Source organism: Streptomyces sp. NPDC020917 (assembly GCF_044333795.1).
In the GTDB taxonomy this organism is placed as follows: domain Bacteria; phylum Actinomycetota; class Actinomycetes; order Streptomycetales; family Streptomycetaceae; genus Actinacidiphila.
The window spans coordinates 1-16,250 of record NZ_JBIRRR010000018.1; the positions used below are offsets into that span (position 1 = coordinate 1).

Sequence of the window (16,250 nt, forward strand, 5' to 3'; positions counted from 1 at the left end):
GCGGGGTACCCCACCTTTCGGGGCGTTGGCCGGGGTGTGGGGTTAATCTCCCGGGGGGCCCGGGGCGCCCCGCGGTTAATCCGGCCGGGCGGGGGGGGGGGGGCGGTTGGCCCGCCGCGCCACCAAAAGGGGTGAAGAGACGTAACTTCTCTCTCAGGAGCGCGTTGTCGTGACCTAAGGTGCGTCCACCATCACGTTCCGCAGCGCCCGCCGGCTCTCCCGGCGGCCGGCCGCCTCGGCCGGGTCGAGCACCGGCACGGCGGCCAACAGGCCCTTGGTGTACGGGTCCTGGGGCGCGTCGTAGACCTCGTCGACGCTGCCGGACTCCACGATCCGCCCGCCGCGCATCACCGCGACCCGGTCGCTGACCTGCCGGACGACGGCGAGGTCGTGCGCGATGAACACCAGGGCCAGGCCGAGGTCGCGCTGCAGCTCGCCGAGCAGGGCGACGACCTGCGCCTGGGTGGTGACGTCGAGCGCGGACACCGGCTCGTCGCAGACGACCAGCTTCGGCTCGGGCGCCAAAGCCCGGGCGATGCCGACCCGTTGGCGCTGGCCGCCGCTGAACTCGTGCGGGTAGCGGTGGTACCAGTCGGGGTCGAGGCCGACCCGGTCGAGCAGGTCCTTGACCCGGGCGACCACGGCCGCGTCGGTCAGCCGGCCCTCGGCCCGCAGCGGGTCGGCGATCGACTCGCCGATGCTGCGGCGGGGGTTGAGGGACGAGACGGGGTCCTGGAAGACCATCTGCAGCTCGCGGCGCAGCGGCCGGAGGGCCTTCTCGCCGAGCGCGCCGATGTCCCGGCCGCGGTAGCGGACGGTGCCCTGCGTCGGGTCGAGCAGCCGCACCAGCATCCGGCCGAGCGTCGTCTTGCCGGAGCCGGACTCGCCGACCACGCCCAGGGTCTCGCCCTCGCGCACGCTCAGCGAGACGCCGTCCACCGCGGTGAACGCCCGCCGCCCGCGCCCGAATTCGCGCCGCAGCCCCTCCGCGGCGAGCAGCACGCCGTCGTCGCCGGCACCCGCACCGCCCTTCACCAGGGCGGGCGCCGCCGCGGGCGCGACGGCGGTGACCGTCCCGGCCTCCCCGGCGGCGTCCTCGACCGTCCCGGCCGGCTCCGGCGGTTCCTCCGCCGGCTCCACCGTCCCGGCCCCGTGAACCGTCGCCCCCGCGCCCGCCGTGACCGGCCCCTCCAGCCGCGGGACGGCGGTCAGCAGGGCGCGGGTGTAGGCGGCGGCCGGCTCGGCCAGGACCGTGCCGACGGGGCCGCGTTCGACGGCGGCGCCGTGGCGCATGACGAGGATCTCCTCGACGCTCCCGGCGACGACGCCCAGGTCGTGGGTGACCAGGAGCAGCGCCATGCCGGTCTCGGCCCGCAACTCGTGCAGCAGGTCGAGGATCTGGGCCTGCACGGTGACGTCCAGCGCGGTCGTCGGCTCGTCCGCGATCAGCAGCCGCGGCTCGCAGGCGAGCGCCATGGCGATCAGCGCGCGCTGCCGCATGCCGCCGCTGAACTCGTGCGGGCGGGACCGGGACCGCCGGGCGGCGTCGGCGATGCCGACCCGGTCGAGCACCTCCACCGCCCGCGCGCGGGCCGCGGACCGCGCCACCCGGTGGTGCACCCGGTACACCTCGGCGATCTGGTCGCCGATCGCGTAGTACGGGTCGAGGGCGGACAGCGGGTCCTGGAAGATCATGGCGGCCGAGCCGCCGCGCAGCCGGCGCAGTTCCGCGTCGGTGGCGGCGAGCACGTCGGTGCCGTCGACCCGGACCGTGCCGGAGACCCGCGCGCCGGTGCCGCGGTGCAGGCCGAGCAGGGCGTAGGCGGTGGCGCTCTTGCCGGAGCCGGACTCCCCCACGAGGCCGAGCGCGCCGCCCGCGCCGAGCGTGAAGTCCAGCCCGTCGACGGCCCGCACCGCACCGCCGTCGGTCGGGAACTCGATCCGCAGGCCCGCGACCTCGACCAGCGGCGCGGATGCCGGCGCCGCCGCACCGCCGGTCCGTGTGGCGCCGGCGGTCTGGGGGGCGCCGGCGGTCTGGGAGGCGCCGGCGGTCCGCGTCCCGTCCCCGGTCCGCGGCGTGCCGTTCGTGGCCGTCATGCCAGTACCACCCTTCGGTCGGCGAGCGCGTAGAGCACGTCGGCGACGGCGTTCGCCAGCACCACCGCGAGCCCCATCACCAGAACGATCCCGACGACCACCGGCAGGTCCTTGAGCTGCACGGACTGCACGAGCTGCTGGCCCAGGCCCGGGATGCCGAACAGGGTCTCGGTGAGCAGCGCGCCGCCGAACATGGTGCCGAGGTCCAGCGCGGACAGCGCGATGACCGGGGTGAGCGCCCCGCGCAGGGCGTGCCGCCTGACCACCGCGGCCTCGCCGACGCCATAGGCGCGGAAGGTCCTGATGTGGTCCTCGGCGAGCGTCTCCAGCATCGAGGAGCGGGTCAGTCGCGCGTACTTGGCCGCCTCGACCAGGGCCAGCGCGAGCCACGGCAGCAGCAGGTTCCAGGCCCACTGCTGCGGGTCGTCGGTGAACGGGACGTAAGAGGGGTAGGGCAGCCACTGCAGCCAGGAGCAGAAGACGAGCAGCAGCAGGATGCCGGTGATGAACACCGGGGTGGCCACGCCGACCAGGGTGAACCCGGTGAGCAGCCGTTCGGTGACGCCGCCGCGGCGCAGCGCCGAGACCAGGCCGGTGCCGACGCCGATGACCAGCCACAGCACCATGGCGCCCAGCGCCAGCGACGCGGTGGCCGGCAGCTTCTGGGTGATGAGGTCGGTGACCAGCTCGCCGGTGCGGTACGACTGGCCGAGGCACGGCGCGGGGCAGTGCACCGAGCCGGTGCCGGTGCTGTAGGTGTGGCCGCCGACGATGCCCTGGAGGAAGTGCCAGAACTGCAGGTACACCGGGTCGTCGAGACCCATCTGGCCGCGGATCTGGGCGACTTGGGCGGTCGAGCACTTGGGGCCGCAGGCGAGCCGGGCGGCGTCGCCGGGGGCGAGGTAGAACACCGCGTAGAGCACGGCGGCCAGTACCAGCAGGACCACGACGGCCTGCAGGGCGCGGCGCAGCAGGAAGGCGGGCAGCCCGGTCATGTGGTCTCCCCTCCCCCGGTGGCCGCGCCGGCCTTCCGGCCCGCGCGGGTGCCGACCCGCAGCCGGCTCGCGGCCCGCGGGTCGAGCGCCGCGCGGATGCCGTCGGCGAAGACGGTGAAGGCGAGCACGGTGACGAACAGCAGCGCGGCCGGCAGCAGCACGTACGCCGAGTCGGCCTGGTACCAGGTGGTCGCGCTGGACAGCATCTGGCCCCAGGACGGGGTCGGCGGGGTGACGCCGATGCCGAGGAAGGACAGGCCCGCCTCGGAGACGATGTTGGTGGGCAGCGTCACCGCGGCGTACGTCAGCACGGGCGCGACCAGCGCCGGCAGCAGCTCGCGCCGGGCGGTGCGCCACGGTGAGGAGCCGGCGAGCCGGGACGCCGCCACGTAGTCCAGCGACTTCTGGGTGAGCACCTGGGCCCGGACGATCTTCGCGAAGCCGCCCCAGGCGATGAAGCCCAGCACCAGCGTCAGCAGCACCGGCCGCGGGAACCCGCTGGGCACCACGGCGAGCAGCGCGATGGCCAGGATCAGCGCGGGCATCACGACGAAGATGTCGGTGATGCGGCTGAGCAGGTTGTCGACCCAGCGGTTGCCGAGGCCGGCGGCGAGCCCGAAGGCCACGCCGATCAGCACCTGGAGCACGGTGGCGGCGATCGCGACGCCGAGCGAGACCCGGGCGCCGTAGGCGAGCCGGGCGAACAGGTCGCGCCCGGTGCCCGGTTCGACGCCCAGCCAGTGGGAGCCGCTGATGCCGCCGAAGGTGCCGCGCGGCACTCCGCCGGACGCGGAGTTCACCAGGTCGGCGTGGTAGCTGGTGGTGTCCTGGCCCTCGATCGCGGCGAGCAGCGGCGCGCCCAGCGCGATCAGGACCAGCAGCACGATGACCGCACCGCCGGCCAGGGCCGCGGGGCGGCCGCGGAGCCGCCGCCAGACCTGGCGGGCCCCCGAGGGGGGAGCCGGCGCGAGTGCGCCTGCTCCCCCCTCGGCGGGCCGTATCGCTTCCGTCCCTGCAACCTTCACGGCGTCACTTCACCGCGGCCTGGGAGACGTCCAGCACACCGGTCCAGTCGCTGATCACGATGTTCTTGACGTTCTTGCCGTACAGCCGCTTGTAGACCGGGTGGTACAGCGGCACGGTCAGCGCCTGCTCGCCGATCTTCTTGTCCAGCGCGCCCCAGCGGACCGCGGCGGCCTTCAGGTCGGTGATCTTGTTGATCGCGTCGATCTCGTTGTTCACCGAAGGGTCGTTCAGCTGGGCGTTGTTGAAGTTGTCGCCGCCGGTGACGATCTGCCGGCCGTCGAAGATCGGGCCGAGGAACGGGCCGCCGGACGGCCAGTCGGCGCCCCAGCCGGCGAGGAAGAAGCCGGGCTCGGTCTTCACGTTGTGGATCTTGTCGCTGTACGCGTTGTGCTCCTGGCCGTCCAGCTTGACGGTGATGCCGGCGAGCTTGAGCGCCTCCTGGATCGCGGTGGCGACCTCCGGGCCCTGCTCGTCGCCCTTGGTGACGTCGTGGCTGAGGGAGACGGTCAGACCGTCGGGGTAGCCGGCCTCCTTCAGCAGCTCCTTGGCCTTGGCCGGGTCGCCGGTGGCGCCGGCCGGGAACGGGTCGTACGGCGTGTAGCCGAACGCCGCCTGCTGGGGCAGGAAGGTGGTGGCCGCCTCGTTGAGCGAGGAGCCGCCCTGCGCGTTGACGACGGTGGTGCGGTTGATCGCGTAGGCGATGGCCTCGCGCACCTTGACGTTGTCGAACGGCTTCACCTTCGGGTTGAAGGCGATGTAGTCGGTGTAGCCGAAGTGGCCGGTGCCGACCCGGGAGGCCAGGGTCTTGTCGCCGGTGATCTTGGCGAGTTCGGCCGGGCCGAGGTTGGTGTCGGTGGTGACGGCGTCCGCGTCCTTGCCCACGCCGGCCGCCAGCCGCTGGTTGATCACGGCCTGGTCGATGCCGGACTGCACGTCGATGACGTCGGGGTAGGCCTTGCGCTGGTCGTCGGTGGCCGCCGACCAGTTGGGGTTGCGCTTGAGGACGATGTGCTCGCCGTTGTTCTCGTTGCTCACCACCACGTACGGGCCGGAGGACACCGGGTGCTCGGCGTACTTCGTGCCGGTGTCCTTGGCCTTGGGCACCGGGGCGAACGAGGTCTGGGTGGCCAGCAGCGGGAACTCGCCCTCGGGCTTGTCCAGGTGGAAGACGATCGTCTTCGCGTCGGGCGTCTCGATCGAGGCCAGGCCCTTGGGGTCCTTGTACGGGCCCTGGTAGTCGGCCGCGCCGACCAGCCAGTCGCGCAGGTAGGGGGCGCCGCCGGACAGTTCGGGGGCGAAGGACCGCTCGATGTCGTACTTGATGTCGGCGGTGGTGATGGGCGTGCCGTCCTGGTACTTCAGGCCGTCCTTGAGGTGGTACGTCCACACCGTGGCGTTCTGGCTGGGCTCGCCGGTGTTGGTGGCGAGGTCCGGGACGACCTTGGTGCCCGCGGCGCCGTCCGCGCGGTTGCGGGTGGTCAGCGTCCGGTAGACGAGCGAGGGGATGTTGCCGCCGCCGGAGGTGTAGAGGCGGGCCGGGTCGAAGTCCTCCTGCGCCTGGTTGTTGAGGACGTAGAGCGTGCCGCCCTTCTGGGGCTTGGCGCCGGCGCCCGCCTTCGCGTCGCTCCCGCTCTTCGGGCCGCAGGCGACGGCCCCCGCCGCAATGGCCAGACCGATGGCTATCACGCCGAGGCGGCGGGATGTGACGGGCAGATGACGCATCGTGGGACCTTTCACGCAGGACGAAGCCGAGACAGAGGAGCCGCCCCGCACGGAGGCGGAGCGACGGCGGAGCAGGGTGGAGCCGTTGCACGGGGGGATTCCGTCCGCGGGACGGCACGGCACGTGGCCGCGCCGGGCGCGGAGGGGAAGGGCGGAGCGATCCGCCGGGAGCGGCCCGGAGGCGGAGGCGGCTGCCTCTACGCGTCAGGGCCGGGCGTCGTCACCGACAGTGCACGTCGGCGACGCAGTGCGCGGCCACGCCGATCAGCGCCAGCTCGATGCTGGCGCGCAGGGACGGCGTTGCGTGGCGGTGCGACATGGACAGAAGAGTGCAGCGAAGCACCCCCGGATGTCAAAGTGACATCAAGAGAAGCGATAAGGATCACTTATGGAGCGGGACGGGGCCCACCGGACGCGGGCCCCTCAGGCGACCGCGGCTAGGGGAACGGCCAGGGGTTGGGTGTGCAGGTGGGACCGCCGTCCAGGGACAGGAACTTGGTCTGCTGCATCATCACCGGGGCGAGCGCGCCCTCCTTGGGGCAGCCCACGTGGTCGTGCCCGAGGCGGTGCCCGATCTCGTGGTTGACCAGCATCTGGCGGTACTCGTGCATCCGCGAGGAGCCGTAGGTGACGGCGCCCTGGGCCCACCGGTAGGCGTTGATCATCGTCCGCGGCGTTGACGCAGCGTCACATGACACGTTCTCAACCGACGTGTCCAGACCGGACTTCGCGCACCACTTGGCGGTGGTACCGGGGCTGGCGAGGGTCACCACGATGTCCGCCGGGCCGGTTGACACCCGCTCGAAGGTCATCGCGCCGTCGTGGCCCCAACTGCGCGGATCATTCAGGGTCGTGAAGACCGCGTCGGAGAACAGCCGCCCGTCCAGCGGCAGCCCCTTCTCCACGTCCACCCGGAACCGCAGGACCTTGCCCGCGCCCGGCGCGGCCTGGTGGCCGGGCACCGTCTCGAACGCCCCCGACAGGCTGAGCCGGGGGTCGAGCGGGTACTGCCGGGCCATCAGCTCGTCGTACGAGGGGGCGGCGGTGACCGTCGCGGTGGGCGTGGCCGTGCGCTCCTGGGAACGCGACGCCTCGCCGCCGGTGGAGCGCGAGGCGTCGTCCTGGCCGGTGCTGCCGTCGGCGGCGTGGTGCTCCTCGCCCGCGGGATGGTTGCTCACCATCACGGCGAGCACGGCGACGACGGCTGCGGCCGCCGCCCCGCCCAGGGTGCGGCCCTTGCCTCCCCCGCCCTTGCCCGCGCCGCCGTCCCCCGTCCCGTCGTCGCCGCCGTCGCCGGAGCCGGCGTCGCGGTCGGGGACGTCCGGGGCCTGCACCCCGGTACGGGCCGAGGCGGGCGCGTCGAAGGCGTCGACGAACTCCTGGCGGGGACGCGGCACCAGCCGGCCCTGCCCGGGCGCGTGCGACGCGACCCGGGCACCGGAGCCGCCGGCCACCGGCGAGTTGAGCAGCGCGGCGGTGTCGTAGGGCGCCCAGTCCGCGGCCCACTCCTCCACCGGGTCCGGCAGCAGGTCGCGGCGGCGGACGGGACCGGTGCGCGACGCCCAGCCGCCCGAGGCACCCCATGCGGCGTGCTCGCGGTGCTCGGGGTGGGCCTGCGGCGGACCGCCGGCCTCGCGCGGCCTGATCACCGCGAACCCGCCGGTGTCCCCGAGCGCGTCGCCGCGCCGGCGCCGCCCGGTGCCGGGTGCGCCGGCCGGAGGCGGTGTCCGGTACGTGCCGTGCCACGGCGTACGGCCGTCGGCGCCCTCCTGGCCGCCCGTGCCTTCGCTCGCGCTGTGCTTGCCCACGCCCTCGATCAGCTCCCGGTCGCAGCGGTGCTCGTCGGACTGTTCGGACCGTTCTGTGCGCCGGCGCCGGAACCTACACCACCGGCGGCCGCCACGTCCCGCCCGTCCGTGATCTCCCCGGGCGTCCCGCTCCGGTGGGCGACCTCGTACCGCAGGTCGCGGAACGCCTGGGCCACCAGATCGGGGTGCTCCATCATCGCCACATGGCCGCTGTCCGGGATGGTCAGCAGCCGGGCGTCGCGGAAGGTGCGGGCCGCGCGCCGCGCGGTCTTCACCGACACCAGCCGGTCCCGCCCGCCGTACACCAGCAGCGTCGGCGCGAGCACCCGCTCGGCCTGCCGCCACAGCGCGTGCTGGCCGCCCAGGGTGTAGGCGTTCACGATGCCGCGGGTGGAGCGGATCATCACGTCCCAGAAGTACGGCAGGTCCAGCCGGCGCTCGTACTCCGCCATCGCCGCGGCGCGGGTCGGCCCGTCGACCACCGAGGGGTCCCCGTAGCAGAGCGCGAGCAGGGCCGCGGTGCGCTGCTCGATCGTCCACCCGCGGGTGGCCCGCATGTACAGCTGCGGCAGCCCCGGCACCGAGGCCAGCGCGGTCGGCCAGGCGGTGAGCTGCGGCGGGACCTCGGGCATCGCCGGCGAGATCAGCGTCAGGGTGCGGACCAGGTCGGGCCGGGCCGCGGCCACCTTGACCGCCACCGCGCCGCCCAGGGAGTTGCCGAACAGGTGCACCGGGCCGCGCCGCTCGGCGTCCAGCAGCCGCACCACGGCCCGGGCGTGCCCGGCGATCGAGTAGTTGCCGTCGTCCGGCGGCGGGGAGTGCCCGAATCCGGGCAGGTCCAGCGCCTCCGCCGCGACGGTGCCCGCCAGCCGGGACATGAGCGCCGACCAGTTCTGCGAGGAGCCGCCCAGGCCGTGCACGCACAGCGCGGGCTCGGCGTCCCGGCCCCCGGGTCCGGAGCGCACCATGAGGCCGAGGCCCGGCAGGTCCACCGTGCGGGCCGACTCCCCGGCGGCGAGCACCGGTCCCGCGGGCGGAACGGCCGCCGTCACACCGGCCGCGCGAGGGGAATCGGTCGTTGGCATGGGCCAATGTTACGAGACGATCACGCGGGCGACCGTGTGTTCGCCGCCACAAGTGGTGAGAAGACAAAAGGGGCGCACCCTTGGATCAGGGAGAAAGGCGCACCCTTGGAGCAGGGGCAGGGACCGACCGAAAGACCGGAGACGTCATGTCCGACCGGACCCAGCACAGCCGCGACCACCGGAAACCCGACCGCTTTGAGGGCGGAGTGATGGAGCGGGAACGGGAAGCGGACGAGCTCGACGACAACGGCGCGCAGGAGGCGTCCGCCGAGATCGGCCTGGAGGCCCCGGAGGCCGACGCCGCGGAACAGCACACCGAACTGGTGCAGCGCCGCGACGAGCCGGTCACCGCCGGACCCTCGGACCGGAACGGCGAGGCGAACCCCGCGGACACCGCGGAACAGCGCCGCGTGGTCGTGGAGGACGAGGACGACTACCGCTGAGCAGTTCCAGGGAGTGAGAATGTCCGCCCGCACAGCGCACAGGATCGTTACCGAAAAGTACGATGGCCAACGCAACGTCCCTGTGGTTCAGTCCATCGTTCACTTCATTCACCGGAACTGGGAGGCGGCGTGACAGCCATCGAGCAGACTCAGGCCCGCCCGCGCGGCACCCGCCTGCCCCGCAGGGCTCGGCGCGAGCAGCTGCTGGGGGCGGCCCAGGCGGTCTTCGTCGCCCAGGGCTACCACGCCGCCGCGATGGACGACATCGCCGAGCGCGCCGGGGTGAGCAAGCCGGTGCTCTACCAGCACTTCCCCGGCAAGCTGGAGCTCTACCTGGCGCTGCTGGACCAGCACTGCGAGGCGCTGCTGCAGTCGGTGCGCGGGGCGCTGGCGTCCACCACGGACAACAAGAAGCGCGTCGAGGCGACGATGGACGCCTACTTCGCCTACGTCGAGGACGAGGGCGGCGCCTTCCGGCTGGTCTTCGAGTCGGACCTGACGAACGAGCCGGCGGTCCGCGAGCGCGTCGACAAGGTCTCGCTGCAGTGCGCGGAGGCGATCAGCGAGGTCATCGCCGAGGACACCGGGCTGGCCCGCGAGCAGTCGATGCTGCTGGCCGTGGGCCTGGGCGGCGTCTCCCAGGTCGTGGCCCGCTACTGGCTGGCCAGCGACAGCGGTCTGTCCCGCGACACCGCGGTGCAGCTGCTCACCTCGCTCGCCTGGCGCGGCATCGCCGGCTTCCCCCTGCACGGCACCGACCTCCACCACTGACCCCGGCCCCCGGCCTTCCGGTCGGACTTCCGGTCGGTCTTCCTCCGGGGCTGTTCGCTCACGGCGTTCCCCAGCCGTCGATTTCCGCCGCCCGCGCGGGGCTAGTCTGTGCTGCGTACGGCGCGATCGACCGCGCACACCGCCCGACCATCGGAGGTATCCAAGCCGTGGAGGTCAAGATCGGCGTGCAGCACGCGCCGCGCGAGATCAGCATCGAGAGCGCGCAGTCCGCAGAAGAGGTGGAGAAGGCCGTCACCGCGGCGCTCTCCGGGACCGCGGCGGTCCTGTCCCTGGAGGACGAGCACGGGCGCAAGATCCTCGTGCCCGCGGACCGCGTCGCGTACGTCGAGATCGGCGAGCCGGCGACCCGCCGCGTCGGCTTCGGTGCCGCGCTCTGAGGCGCCCCTGACACGACACCGCGGAGGCGGCAACCGGTGGTGACCGGTTGCCGCCTCTCCGTTTCGTCCCCTGGCCTGCGGGGGTAGACCCCCCGTGAGCACGCCGGCCCGTACACGACCGGAGGGGATCACCATGTGGTGGGAAGCCGTGGCCTACGCCGTGACCGGACTCGCCGCCGCACTCGCGGCCACCCGTCTGCTGCCCCGGCGGCTCCCCCGCTCGCCGCTGGTGATGGGCACCGGCCCGGGCGCCGCGCTCGCCGGCGGCCTGATCACCCGCGCGATCGTCGGCACCGGCCACCTGGAGGCGACGCTTCCCGGCGCCCTCGCGGTCGCCGCGGCGCTCCTGAGCCTGCTGGCCCGGCCCGACACCCGCTCCTCCTGGGGCCTGGTCAAGGACTGACGGCCCGACCGGCCGCCGGACGGGACCGGCGGCCCGCCGCGGCCGCGCCGGACCGCCGCGGCCGCGTCAGGCGGCGAGGCCCAGGGCCGCCATCCGCTTGGTGTGAGCCTCGGTGATGCGGGAGAACATCCTGCCGACCTCGGCGAGGTCGAAGCCGTCGGCGACGCCGCCCACGAGCATCGTGGACAGCGCGTCCCGGTCGGCCACCACGCGCTGCGCCTGGGAGAGGGCCTCGCCCATCAGCCGCCGCGCCCACAGGGCCAGCCGGCCGCCGACCCGCGGGTCGGCCTCGATCGCGGCGCGCACCTTCTCCACCGCGAACGTGGCGTGCCCGGTGTCGTCGAGGACCGCGAGCACCAGGGTGCGGGTGTCGGTGTCGAGCCGGACCGCGACCTCGCGGTAGAAGTCGGACGCGATCGAGTCGCCGACGTACGCCTTGACCAGGCCCTCCAGCCAGTCCGAGGGCGCGGTCTGGCGGTGGAACTCGTCCAGCGCGGCACCGAACGGCAGCATCGCCTGGTTCGCCGCCTCGCCGACCGAGGTGAGCCGGTCCCTGAGCTGCTCGAAGTGGTGGAACTCCGCCGCCGCCATGGCCGCCAGCTCCGCCTTGTCCTCGAGGGTCGGCGCGAGCTTCGCGTCCTCGGCGAGCCGCTCGAACGCGGCCAGCTCGCCGTAGGCCAGCGCGCCGAGCAGGTCCACGACGGCGGCCCGGTACTGCGGGTCAGCGGACGCGGCGGCCCAGTCCTGGGCGGCGATCCCGGTGGGAGCGGGGGCGGGATTCCGGTCGGGTGTGTCAGGCGTCTCCATGCAGCGCACAATAGCCAAGTCCGGGCCCCGCGTAAGACCCCTGGCGGGCCGTGCCGCCGCAGGCCGCGCCGAGTGCGCCGGCTGCGGCACACGTGCCCGCGCGCACCGCGGCACGGGCGTCGCGCGACCGTCACCGCCGCGATGACGTCCCGAACGAAACATTTGATCGGGTGCAGCTAAGACTTTCCGGGGTAGAGTGGTATTGCACCCGTCGGTCATCGGCGCGTTTCCGATCCGGCGGGCGACGTGTGCAACACCTGGATGCCCGGTCGGTGGCCCGATCGGCTCCGAACCGACCGCCTTCCCGACATCGGGAGGGGCCCGCTCGCGGCATGAGCGAGGGCAGCGGTCCCGCGCTTCGCAGCCACCTACGGCTGCACGACACACCTCTGCGCGGTCAGTGGCCGACGCCGTGATCCTCACGGCGTGCCGGCGCTTGACCCCCCTTGCCGCACAGTGCCGTCTCACAGAAGAGGCAACATCCTGACCACCACGACGTTCCGCAGCCTGGGAATCCTTCCCGAGACCGCCGAGGCCCTCGAGGCCGTCGGCATCATTACTCCCTTCCCGATCCAGGAGATGACGCTCCCGGTCGCCCTCGCGGGCAACGACGTCATCGGCCAGGCCAAGACCGGCACGGGCAAGACCCTCGGTTTCGGCCTGCCGCTCCTGGAGCGGGTCACCGTCGCCGCCGACGTCGAAGCCGGCCGCGCCACCCCCGAGCAGCTCACCGACACCCCGCAGGCCCTCGTGGTGGTCCCCACCCGCGAGCTGTGCCAGCAGGTCACCAACGACCTGCTGACCGCCGGCAAGGTGCGTGACGTGCGGGTCGCCGCGATCTACGGCGGCCGCGCCTACGAGCCGCAGGTCGAGCAGCTGAAGAAGGGCGTCGACGTGGTCGTCGGCACCCCCGGCCGCCTGCTGGACCTCGCCGGGCAGAAGAAGCTCAACCTGCGCCACGTGCGCAGCCTGGTGCTGGACGAGGCCGACGAGATGCTCGACCTCGGCTTCCTGCCGGACGTCGAGAAGATCATGGGCATGCTGCCGGTGAAGCGGCAGACCATGCTGTTCTCGGCGACCATGCCGGGCGCGGTCATCTCCCTGGCCCGCCGCTACATGTCGCAGCCCACGCACATCCGGGCGACCGCGCCGGACGACGAGGGCGCGACCGTCGCCAACATCACCCAGCACGTCTTCCGGGCCCACTCGCTGGACAAGCCGGAGCTGATCTCGCGGGTGCTGCAGGCCGAGGGCCGCGGCCTGGCGATGATCTTCTGCCGGACCAAGCGGACCGCCGCCGACATCGCCGAGCAGCTGGAGCGGCGCGGGTTCGCCTCCGGTGCCGTGCACGGGGACCTCGGGCAGGGCGCCCGCGAGCAGGCGCTGCGCGCGTTCCGCAACGGCAAGGTGGACGTGCTGGTCTGCACCGACGTCGCCGCCCGCGGCATCGACGTCGAGGGCGTCACGCACGTGATCAACTACCAGACGCCCGAGGACGAGAAGACCTATCTGCACCGGATCGGCCGCACCGGCCGGGCCGGCGCCTCCGGCACCGCGCTGACGCTGGTGGACTGGGACGACATCCCGCGCTGGCAGCTGATCAACAAGGCGCTGGACCTGCCGTTCAGCGACCCGGAGGAGACGTACTCCACCTCGCCGCACCTCTACGAGCTGCTGGGGATCCCCGAGGGCACCAAGGGGATACTGCCGCGGGCCGAGCGGACCAGGGCCGGTCTGGACGCGGAGGAGGTCGAGGACCTCGGCGAGACCGGCGGGCGCGGAGCGCGCGGCCGCCGCGGCGGCCGTCCGGCCCCCGCCGAGGAGCGTCCCGCCCGTACCCGTACGCCGCGGGAGCGGCGCCGCACCCGCGGCGGCTCGACCGCGGTCGCGGACGCCCCGGAAGCCGCCGGCTCCGCCGCGGCGGACGCGACGGCCGTCTCCTCGGGCGAGGAGCAGGCCGTGCGCACCCCGCGCCGCCGTCGCCGCACCCGCGGTGGCGCGGCCGCGCCGGTGGCCGCACAGGCTCCGGTGACGCCGGCGGCCGAGCCGGCCGCCGAGCCCGCACAGGCTGCCGCCGAGGACGCCCCGAAGGCCCCGCGCCGCCGCTCCCGCAAGCGTGCGGAGGCGGCCGTGGACACCGTCGAGGCGGTCGCCACCGCGGACGCCGCCGCCGTCGCGGAACCGGTGAGCCCGGCTCCCGCCGCGCAGGCCCCGGCCGAGGAGGCGCCCAAGGCGCCGCGCCGCCGCACCCGCAAGGCCGTCGCGGAGGCTCCGGTGACGCCGGCGGCCGAGCCGGCCGCCGAGCCCGCGGAGGAGGCCCCCAAGGCTCCCCGGCGCCGGACCCGCAAGGCCGCCGAGGCACCCGTGGCGGAGGCGGCGACCGCGGTGGTCCCGGCTCCCGCGACGGAGGCCGACGAGGCGCCGAAGGCGCCGCGCCGCCGTACCCGCAAGGCCGTCGCGACCGAGGTCCCGGCTCCCGCCGAGGCACCGGCCGACGAGGCCCCCACGGCACCGCGCCGCCGCACCCGCAAGGCCGTCGCCACCGAGGTCCCGGCTCCCGCCGAGGCACCGGCCGACGAGGCCCCCACGGCACCGCGCCGCCGCACCCGCAAGGCGGCCGAGCCCGTCGAGGCGAGCTGACCGGATGACGTGTGACGCCCGCAGCCCGGCCCTTCGGCCGGGCTGCGGGCGTCTCTGCGTCCTCCGGGTACGCGCCCGCCCGCGACGTGCGGCCGGATCATCCCGGATCGCAACCTGACGGACATACACGACGCGTAATCTCCCCTCATGAGCCGTCCCACCGCCCTTGAACTGCCCGCCAACGTGGCCGCCCGCCGGCTGGAGACCGCCCGCGGCTCCTTCGCCGTGCTCGACGGCACCCCCGACCCGCAGGCGCCGTACCGCGGTGCCGCCCTGCTCGTCCCCGGGTACACGGGCAGCAAGGAGGACTTCCTCGACCTGATGCCGCCGCTGACCGCGGCCGGCTTCCGGGTCGTGGCGGCCGACGGCCGCGGGCAGCACGAGTCGGGCGGTCCGCGTGACGAAGCCGCCTACGCGCAGGCCGAGTTGGCGGCCGACATCACCGCGCAGACGGCGGCCGTCGCCGTGGCGTACGCGACCGGCCGGGTGCATCTGCTGGGCCACTCGCTGGGCGGGCACCTCGTCAGGGCGGCGGTGCTGGCGGCCGGTCCGCTGCCGTGGGCGTCGCTGACGCTGATGAGCTCGGGACCCGCGGCCATCGCTCCGGACCAGCAGGTGCGCACGCAGATGGCGGTGGACTTCCTGCCGACGACCGACATGGAGACGGCCTGGCACGCGATGCGGGCCATGGACGCCGAGAACGCGCCCGAGGCGGCGGACGGCGAGCCGGTGGCCCCGGCGTGGCTGGACGAGTTCCTGCACCGTCGCTGGGTGTCCACGATCCCCGAGCAACTGATCGCCACTGCACGGCAGTTGATGACCGAACCCGACCGGGTCGGCGAACTCGCCGCCGTACCGCTGCCGAAGCTCGTACTCTCCGGCGAGGTGGACTACGCGTGGCCCGTGCCGTGGATGGACGAGATGGCGGTCCGGCTGCGGGCGCGGCGCGTGGTCGTCAAGGGCGCCGAGCACTCCCCCAACGCGGAGCGGCCGGCCGAGACGGCAGCCGCGCTCGTGGCGTTCTGGACGGGTGTTACCGAAGAGTAGTGAGGCCGGCAGAAGTTTTCGTTAGCCTAAGGAATAGTTAGAAGGGGGTGTTCGTTGACCGTACATGTATCGCGCGACGAAGGGAGAAGCCCCATGCGCTTCGAGATCATGCGACTCGACGACGTGAACGGCACTGCCGTGGACAGCACCGTCGTGGACGCCTCCGCCGTCAACGAGGTCGTGCAGCAGGCCGCAGCTCTGGGCCAGCGCATCTACATCCGCCCGGCGGACTGACCCGGCTCAGGCTCGACGCAGCACACGCAACAGCGCCCCGTACCGATGGAGTACGGGGCGCTTTCGCATGCCCGCGGGCACGCACGGGCGCGGGCACGGGTGCCCGCGCCGGTGTCAGCCCTGGCCGTGGATGAAGCCGAAGACGCCGTTGGCCACCGACTGGACGGCGATCGCGGAGAGCAGCATGCCGGACAGCCGGGTGACCAGCACGACCCCGCCCTCCTTGATCAGCCGGATGATCGCCAGCGAGTAGCGCATGGTCAGCCACAGCACGGCGTGCATCGCGATGATCGCCAGCCACACCGACGTCTGCTGGCCGAAGCCGTCCGCGTGCTGCACGGCGAGGATGACGGTGACGATCGCGCCGGGACCGGCCAGCAGCGGCATCCCGAGCGGGACCAGCGCGACGTTGACGTCCTTGGTCTGGGTCGGCTCGTCGGCCTTGCCGGTGAGCAGGTCCAGCGCGATGAGCAGGAGCAGCAGCCCGCCGGCGATGCGCAGCGCCGGGACCGAGACGTGCAGGTAGTCGAGGATCTGCTGGCCGCAGATGCCGAAGACGGTGATCACGCCGAGCGCGACCGACGCCGCCTGCCAGGCCATCCGCCGCTGCACCTTGGCGGCGCGGCCCGAGGTCAGGGCCAGGAAGATCGGAGTGATCCCGGGCGGGTCCATGATCACGAACAGCGTGACGAAGACCGACCCGAACAGGGTGAAGTCGAACATGGCGGGGCTTTCGGGGTCGTACGGGGCCGGGGACGGACCCGTCCTGCGGGC

At 73.6% G+C, this 16,250-nt stretch carries 16 protein-coding genes; 7 read left to right on the forward strand and 9 right to left on the reverse strand.

Annotation, left to right across the window (positions count from 1 at the left end; genetic code table 11):
- Window positions 1–174 precede the first annotated feature (174 nt).
- The 7 genes from ACH4TG_RS30255 to ACH4TG_RS30285 form a co-directional block, all read right to left on the reverse strand.
- Window positions 175–2,097 carry a dipeptide ABC transporter ATP-binding protein gene (locus tag ACH4TG_RS30255; RefSeq protein ID WP_398245766.1) on the reverse strand — a complete coding sequence of 641 codons (1,923 nt, stop codon included), beginning with the start codon at window positions 2,095–2,097 and terminating at the stop codon, window positions 175–177.
- The gene (locus ACH4TG_RS30260) at window positions 2,094–3,083 is read right to left on the reverse strand and encodes an ABC transporter permease (protein ID WP_398245932.1); all 990 of its coding nucleotides are present in this window, start codon (window positions 3,081–3,083) and stop codon (window positions 2,094–2,096) included. The genes ACH4TG_RS30255 and ACH4TG_RS30260 overlap by 4 nt, the downstream gene beginning before the upstream one ends.
- 5 nt (window positions 3,084–3,088) lie before the next feature.
- Window positions 3,089–4,117 carry an ABC transporter permease gene (locus ACH4TG_RS30265; protein ID WP_398245767.1) on the reverse strand — a complete coding sequence of 343 codons (1,029 nt, stop codon included), beginning with the start codon at window positions 4,115–4,117 and terminating at the stop codon, window positions 3,089–3,091.
- A gap of 4 nt (window positions 4,118–4,121) precedes the next feature.
- Window positions 4,122–5,840, reverse strand: coding sequence for an ABC transporter substrate-binding protein (locus ACH4TG_RS30270; protein ID WP_398245768.1), 1,719 nt, complete (start codon window positions 5,838–5,840; stop codon window positions 4,122–4,124).
- 220 nt (window positions 5,841–6,060) lie between these two features.
- Entirely contained in the window at window positions 6,061–6,159 is a 99-nt protein-coding gene (locus ACH4TG_RS30275) for an Ms4533A family Cys-rich leader peptide (RefSeq protein ID WP_398245769.1), read from the reverse strand.
- Window positions 6,160–6,277: 118 nt separating this feature from the next.
- On the reverse strand, window positions 6,278–7,648 hold the full coding sequence (locus tag ACH4TG_RS30280) for a DUF3152 domain-containing protein (RefSeq protein ID WP_398245770.1): 1,371 nt from the start codon (window positions 7,646–7,648) through the stop codon (window positions 6,278–6,280).
- A gap of 8 nt (window positions 7,649–7,656) precedes the next feature.
- Window positions 7,657–8,733: an alpha/beta fold hydrolase gene (locus ACH4TG_RS30285; protein ID WP_398245771.1), complete on the reverse strand. Its 1,077-nt coding sequence runs from the start codon at window positions 8,731–8,733 to the stop codon at window positions 7,657–7,659.
- 146 nt (window positions 8,734–8,879) lie between these two features.
- On the opposite strand from ACH4TG_RS30285, the gene ACH4TG_RS30290 reads away from it, so the two are divergent.
- The 4 genes from ACH4TG_RS30290 (at window position 8,880) to ACH4TG_RS30305 (ending at window position 10,748) form a co-directional block, all read left to right on the forward strand.
- Window positions 8,880–9,176, forward strand: a complete 297-nt coding sequence (locus tag ACH4TG_RS30290; protein ID WP_398245772.1) for a hypothetical protein — start codon at window positions 8,880–8,882, stop codon at window positions 9,174–9,176.
- A gap of 129 nt (window positions 9,177–9,305) precedes the next feature.
- Window positions 9,306–9,947 carry a TetR/AcrR family transcriptional regulator gene (locus tag ACH4TG_RS30295; RefSeq protein ID WP_398245773.1) on the forward strand — a complete coding sequence of 214 codons (642 nt, stop codon included), beginning with the start codon at window positions 9,306–9,308 and terminating at the stop codon, window positions 9,945–9,947.
- 167 nt (window positions 9,948–10,114) lie between these two features.
- Entirely contained in the window at window positions 10,115–10,345 is a 231-nt protein-coding gene (locus ACH4TG_RS30300; RefSeq protein WP_398245774.1) for a DUF3107 domain-containing protein, read from the forward strand.
- Between the two features lie 133 nt (window positions 10,346–10,478).
- The gene (locus tag ACH4TG_RS30305; RefSeq protein WP_398245775.1) at window positions 10,479–10,748 is read left to right on the forward strand and encodes a hypothetical protein; all 270 of its coding nucleotides are present in this window, start codon (window positions 10,479–10,481) and stop codon (window positions 10,746–10,748) included.
- Window positions 10,749–10,814: 66 nt separating this feature from the next.
- Here the strand turns inward: ACH4TG_RS30305 and ACH4TG_RS30310 are convergent, their stop codons facing one another.
- Window positions 10,815–11,555 carry a ferritin-like fold-containing protein gene (locus ACH4TG_RS30310; RefSeq protein ID WP_398245776.1) on the reverse strand — a complete coding sequence of 247 codons (741 nt, stop codon included), beginning with the start codon at window positions 11,553–11,555 and terminating at the stop codon, window positions 10,815–10,817.
- Between the two features lie 456 nt (window positions 11,556–12,011).
- Between ACH4TG_RS30310 and ACH4TG_RS30315 the strand changes: the two genes are divergently transcribed.
- The 3 genes from ACH4TG_RS30315 (at window position 12,012) to ACH4TG_RS30325 (ending at window position 15,476) form a co-directional block, all read left to right on the forward strand.
- On the forward strand, window positions 12,012–14,195 hold the full coding sequence (locus ACH4TG_RS30315) for a DEAD/DEAH box helicase (RefSeq protein ID WP_398245777.1): 2,184 nt from the start codon (window positions 12,012–12,014) through the stop codon (window positions 14,193–14,195).
- Window positions 14,196–14,342: 147 nt separating this feature from the next.
- Window positions 14,343–15,242 (forward strand): alpha/beta hydrolase, encoded by a 900-nt coding sequence (locus ACH4TG_RS30320; protein ID WP_398245778.1) that lies wholly within the window; start codon window positions 14,343–14,345, stop codon window positions 15,240–15,242.
- A gap of 93 nt (window positions 15,243–15,335) precedes the next feature.
- Entirely contained in the window at window positions 15,336–15,476 is a 141-nt protein-coding gene (locus ACH4TG_RS30325; RefSeq protein WP_398245779.1) for a hypothetical protein, read from the forward strand.
- Window positions 15,477–15,590: 114 nt separating this feature from the next.
- Here the strand turns inward: ACH4TG_RS30325 and ACH4TG_RS30330 are convergent, their stop codons facing one another.
- Window positions 15,591–16,199, reverse strand: coding sequence for a MarC family protein (locus ACH4TG_RS30330; protein WP_398245780.1), 609 nt, complete (start codon window positions 16,197–16,199; stop codon window positions 15,591–15,593).
- Window positions 16,200–16,250: the final 51 nt, after the last annotated feature.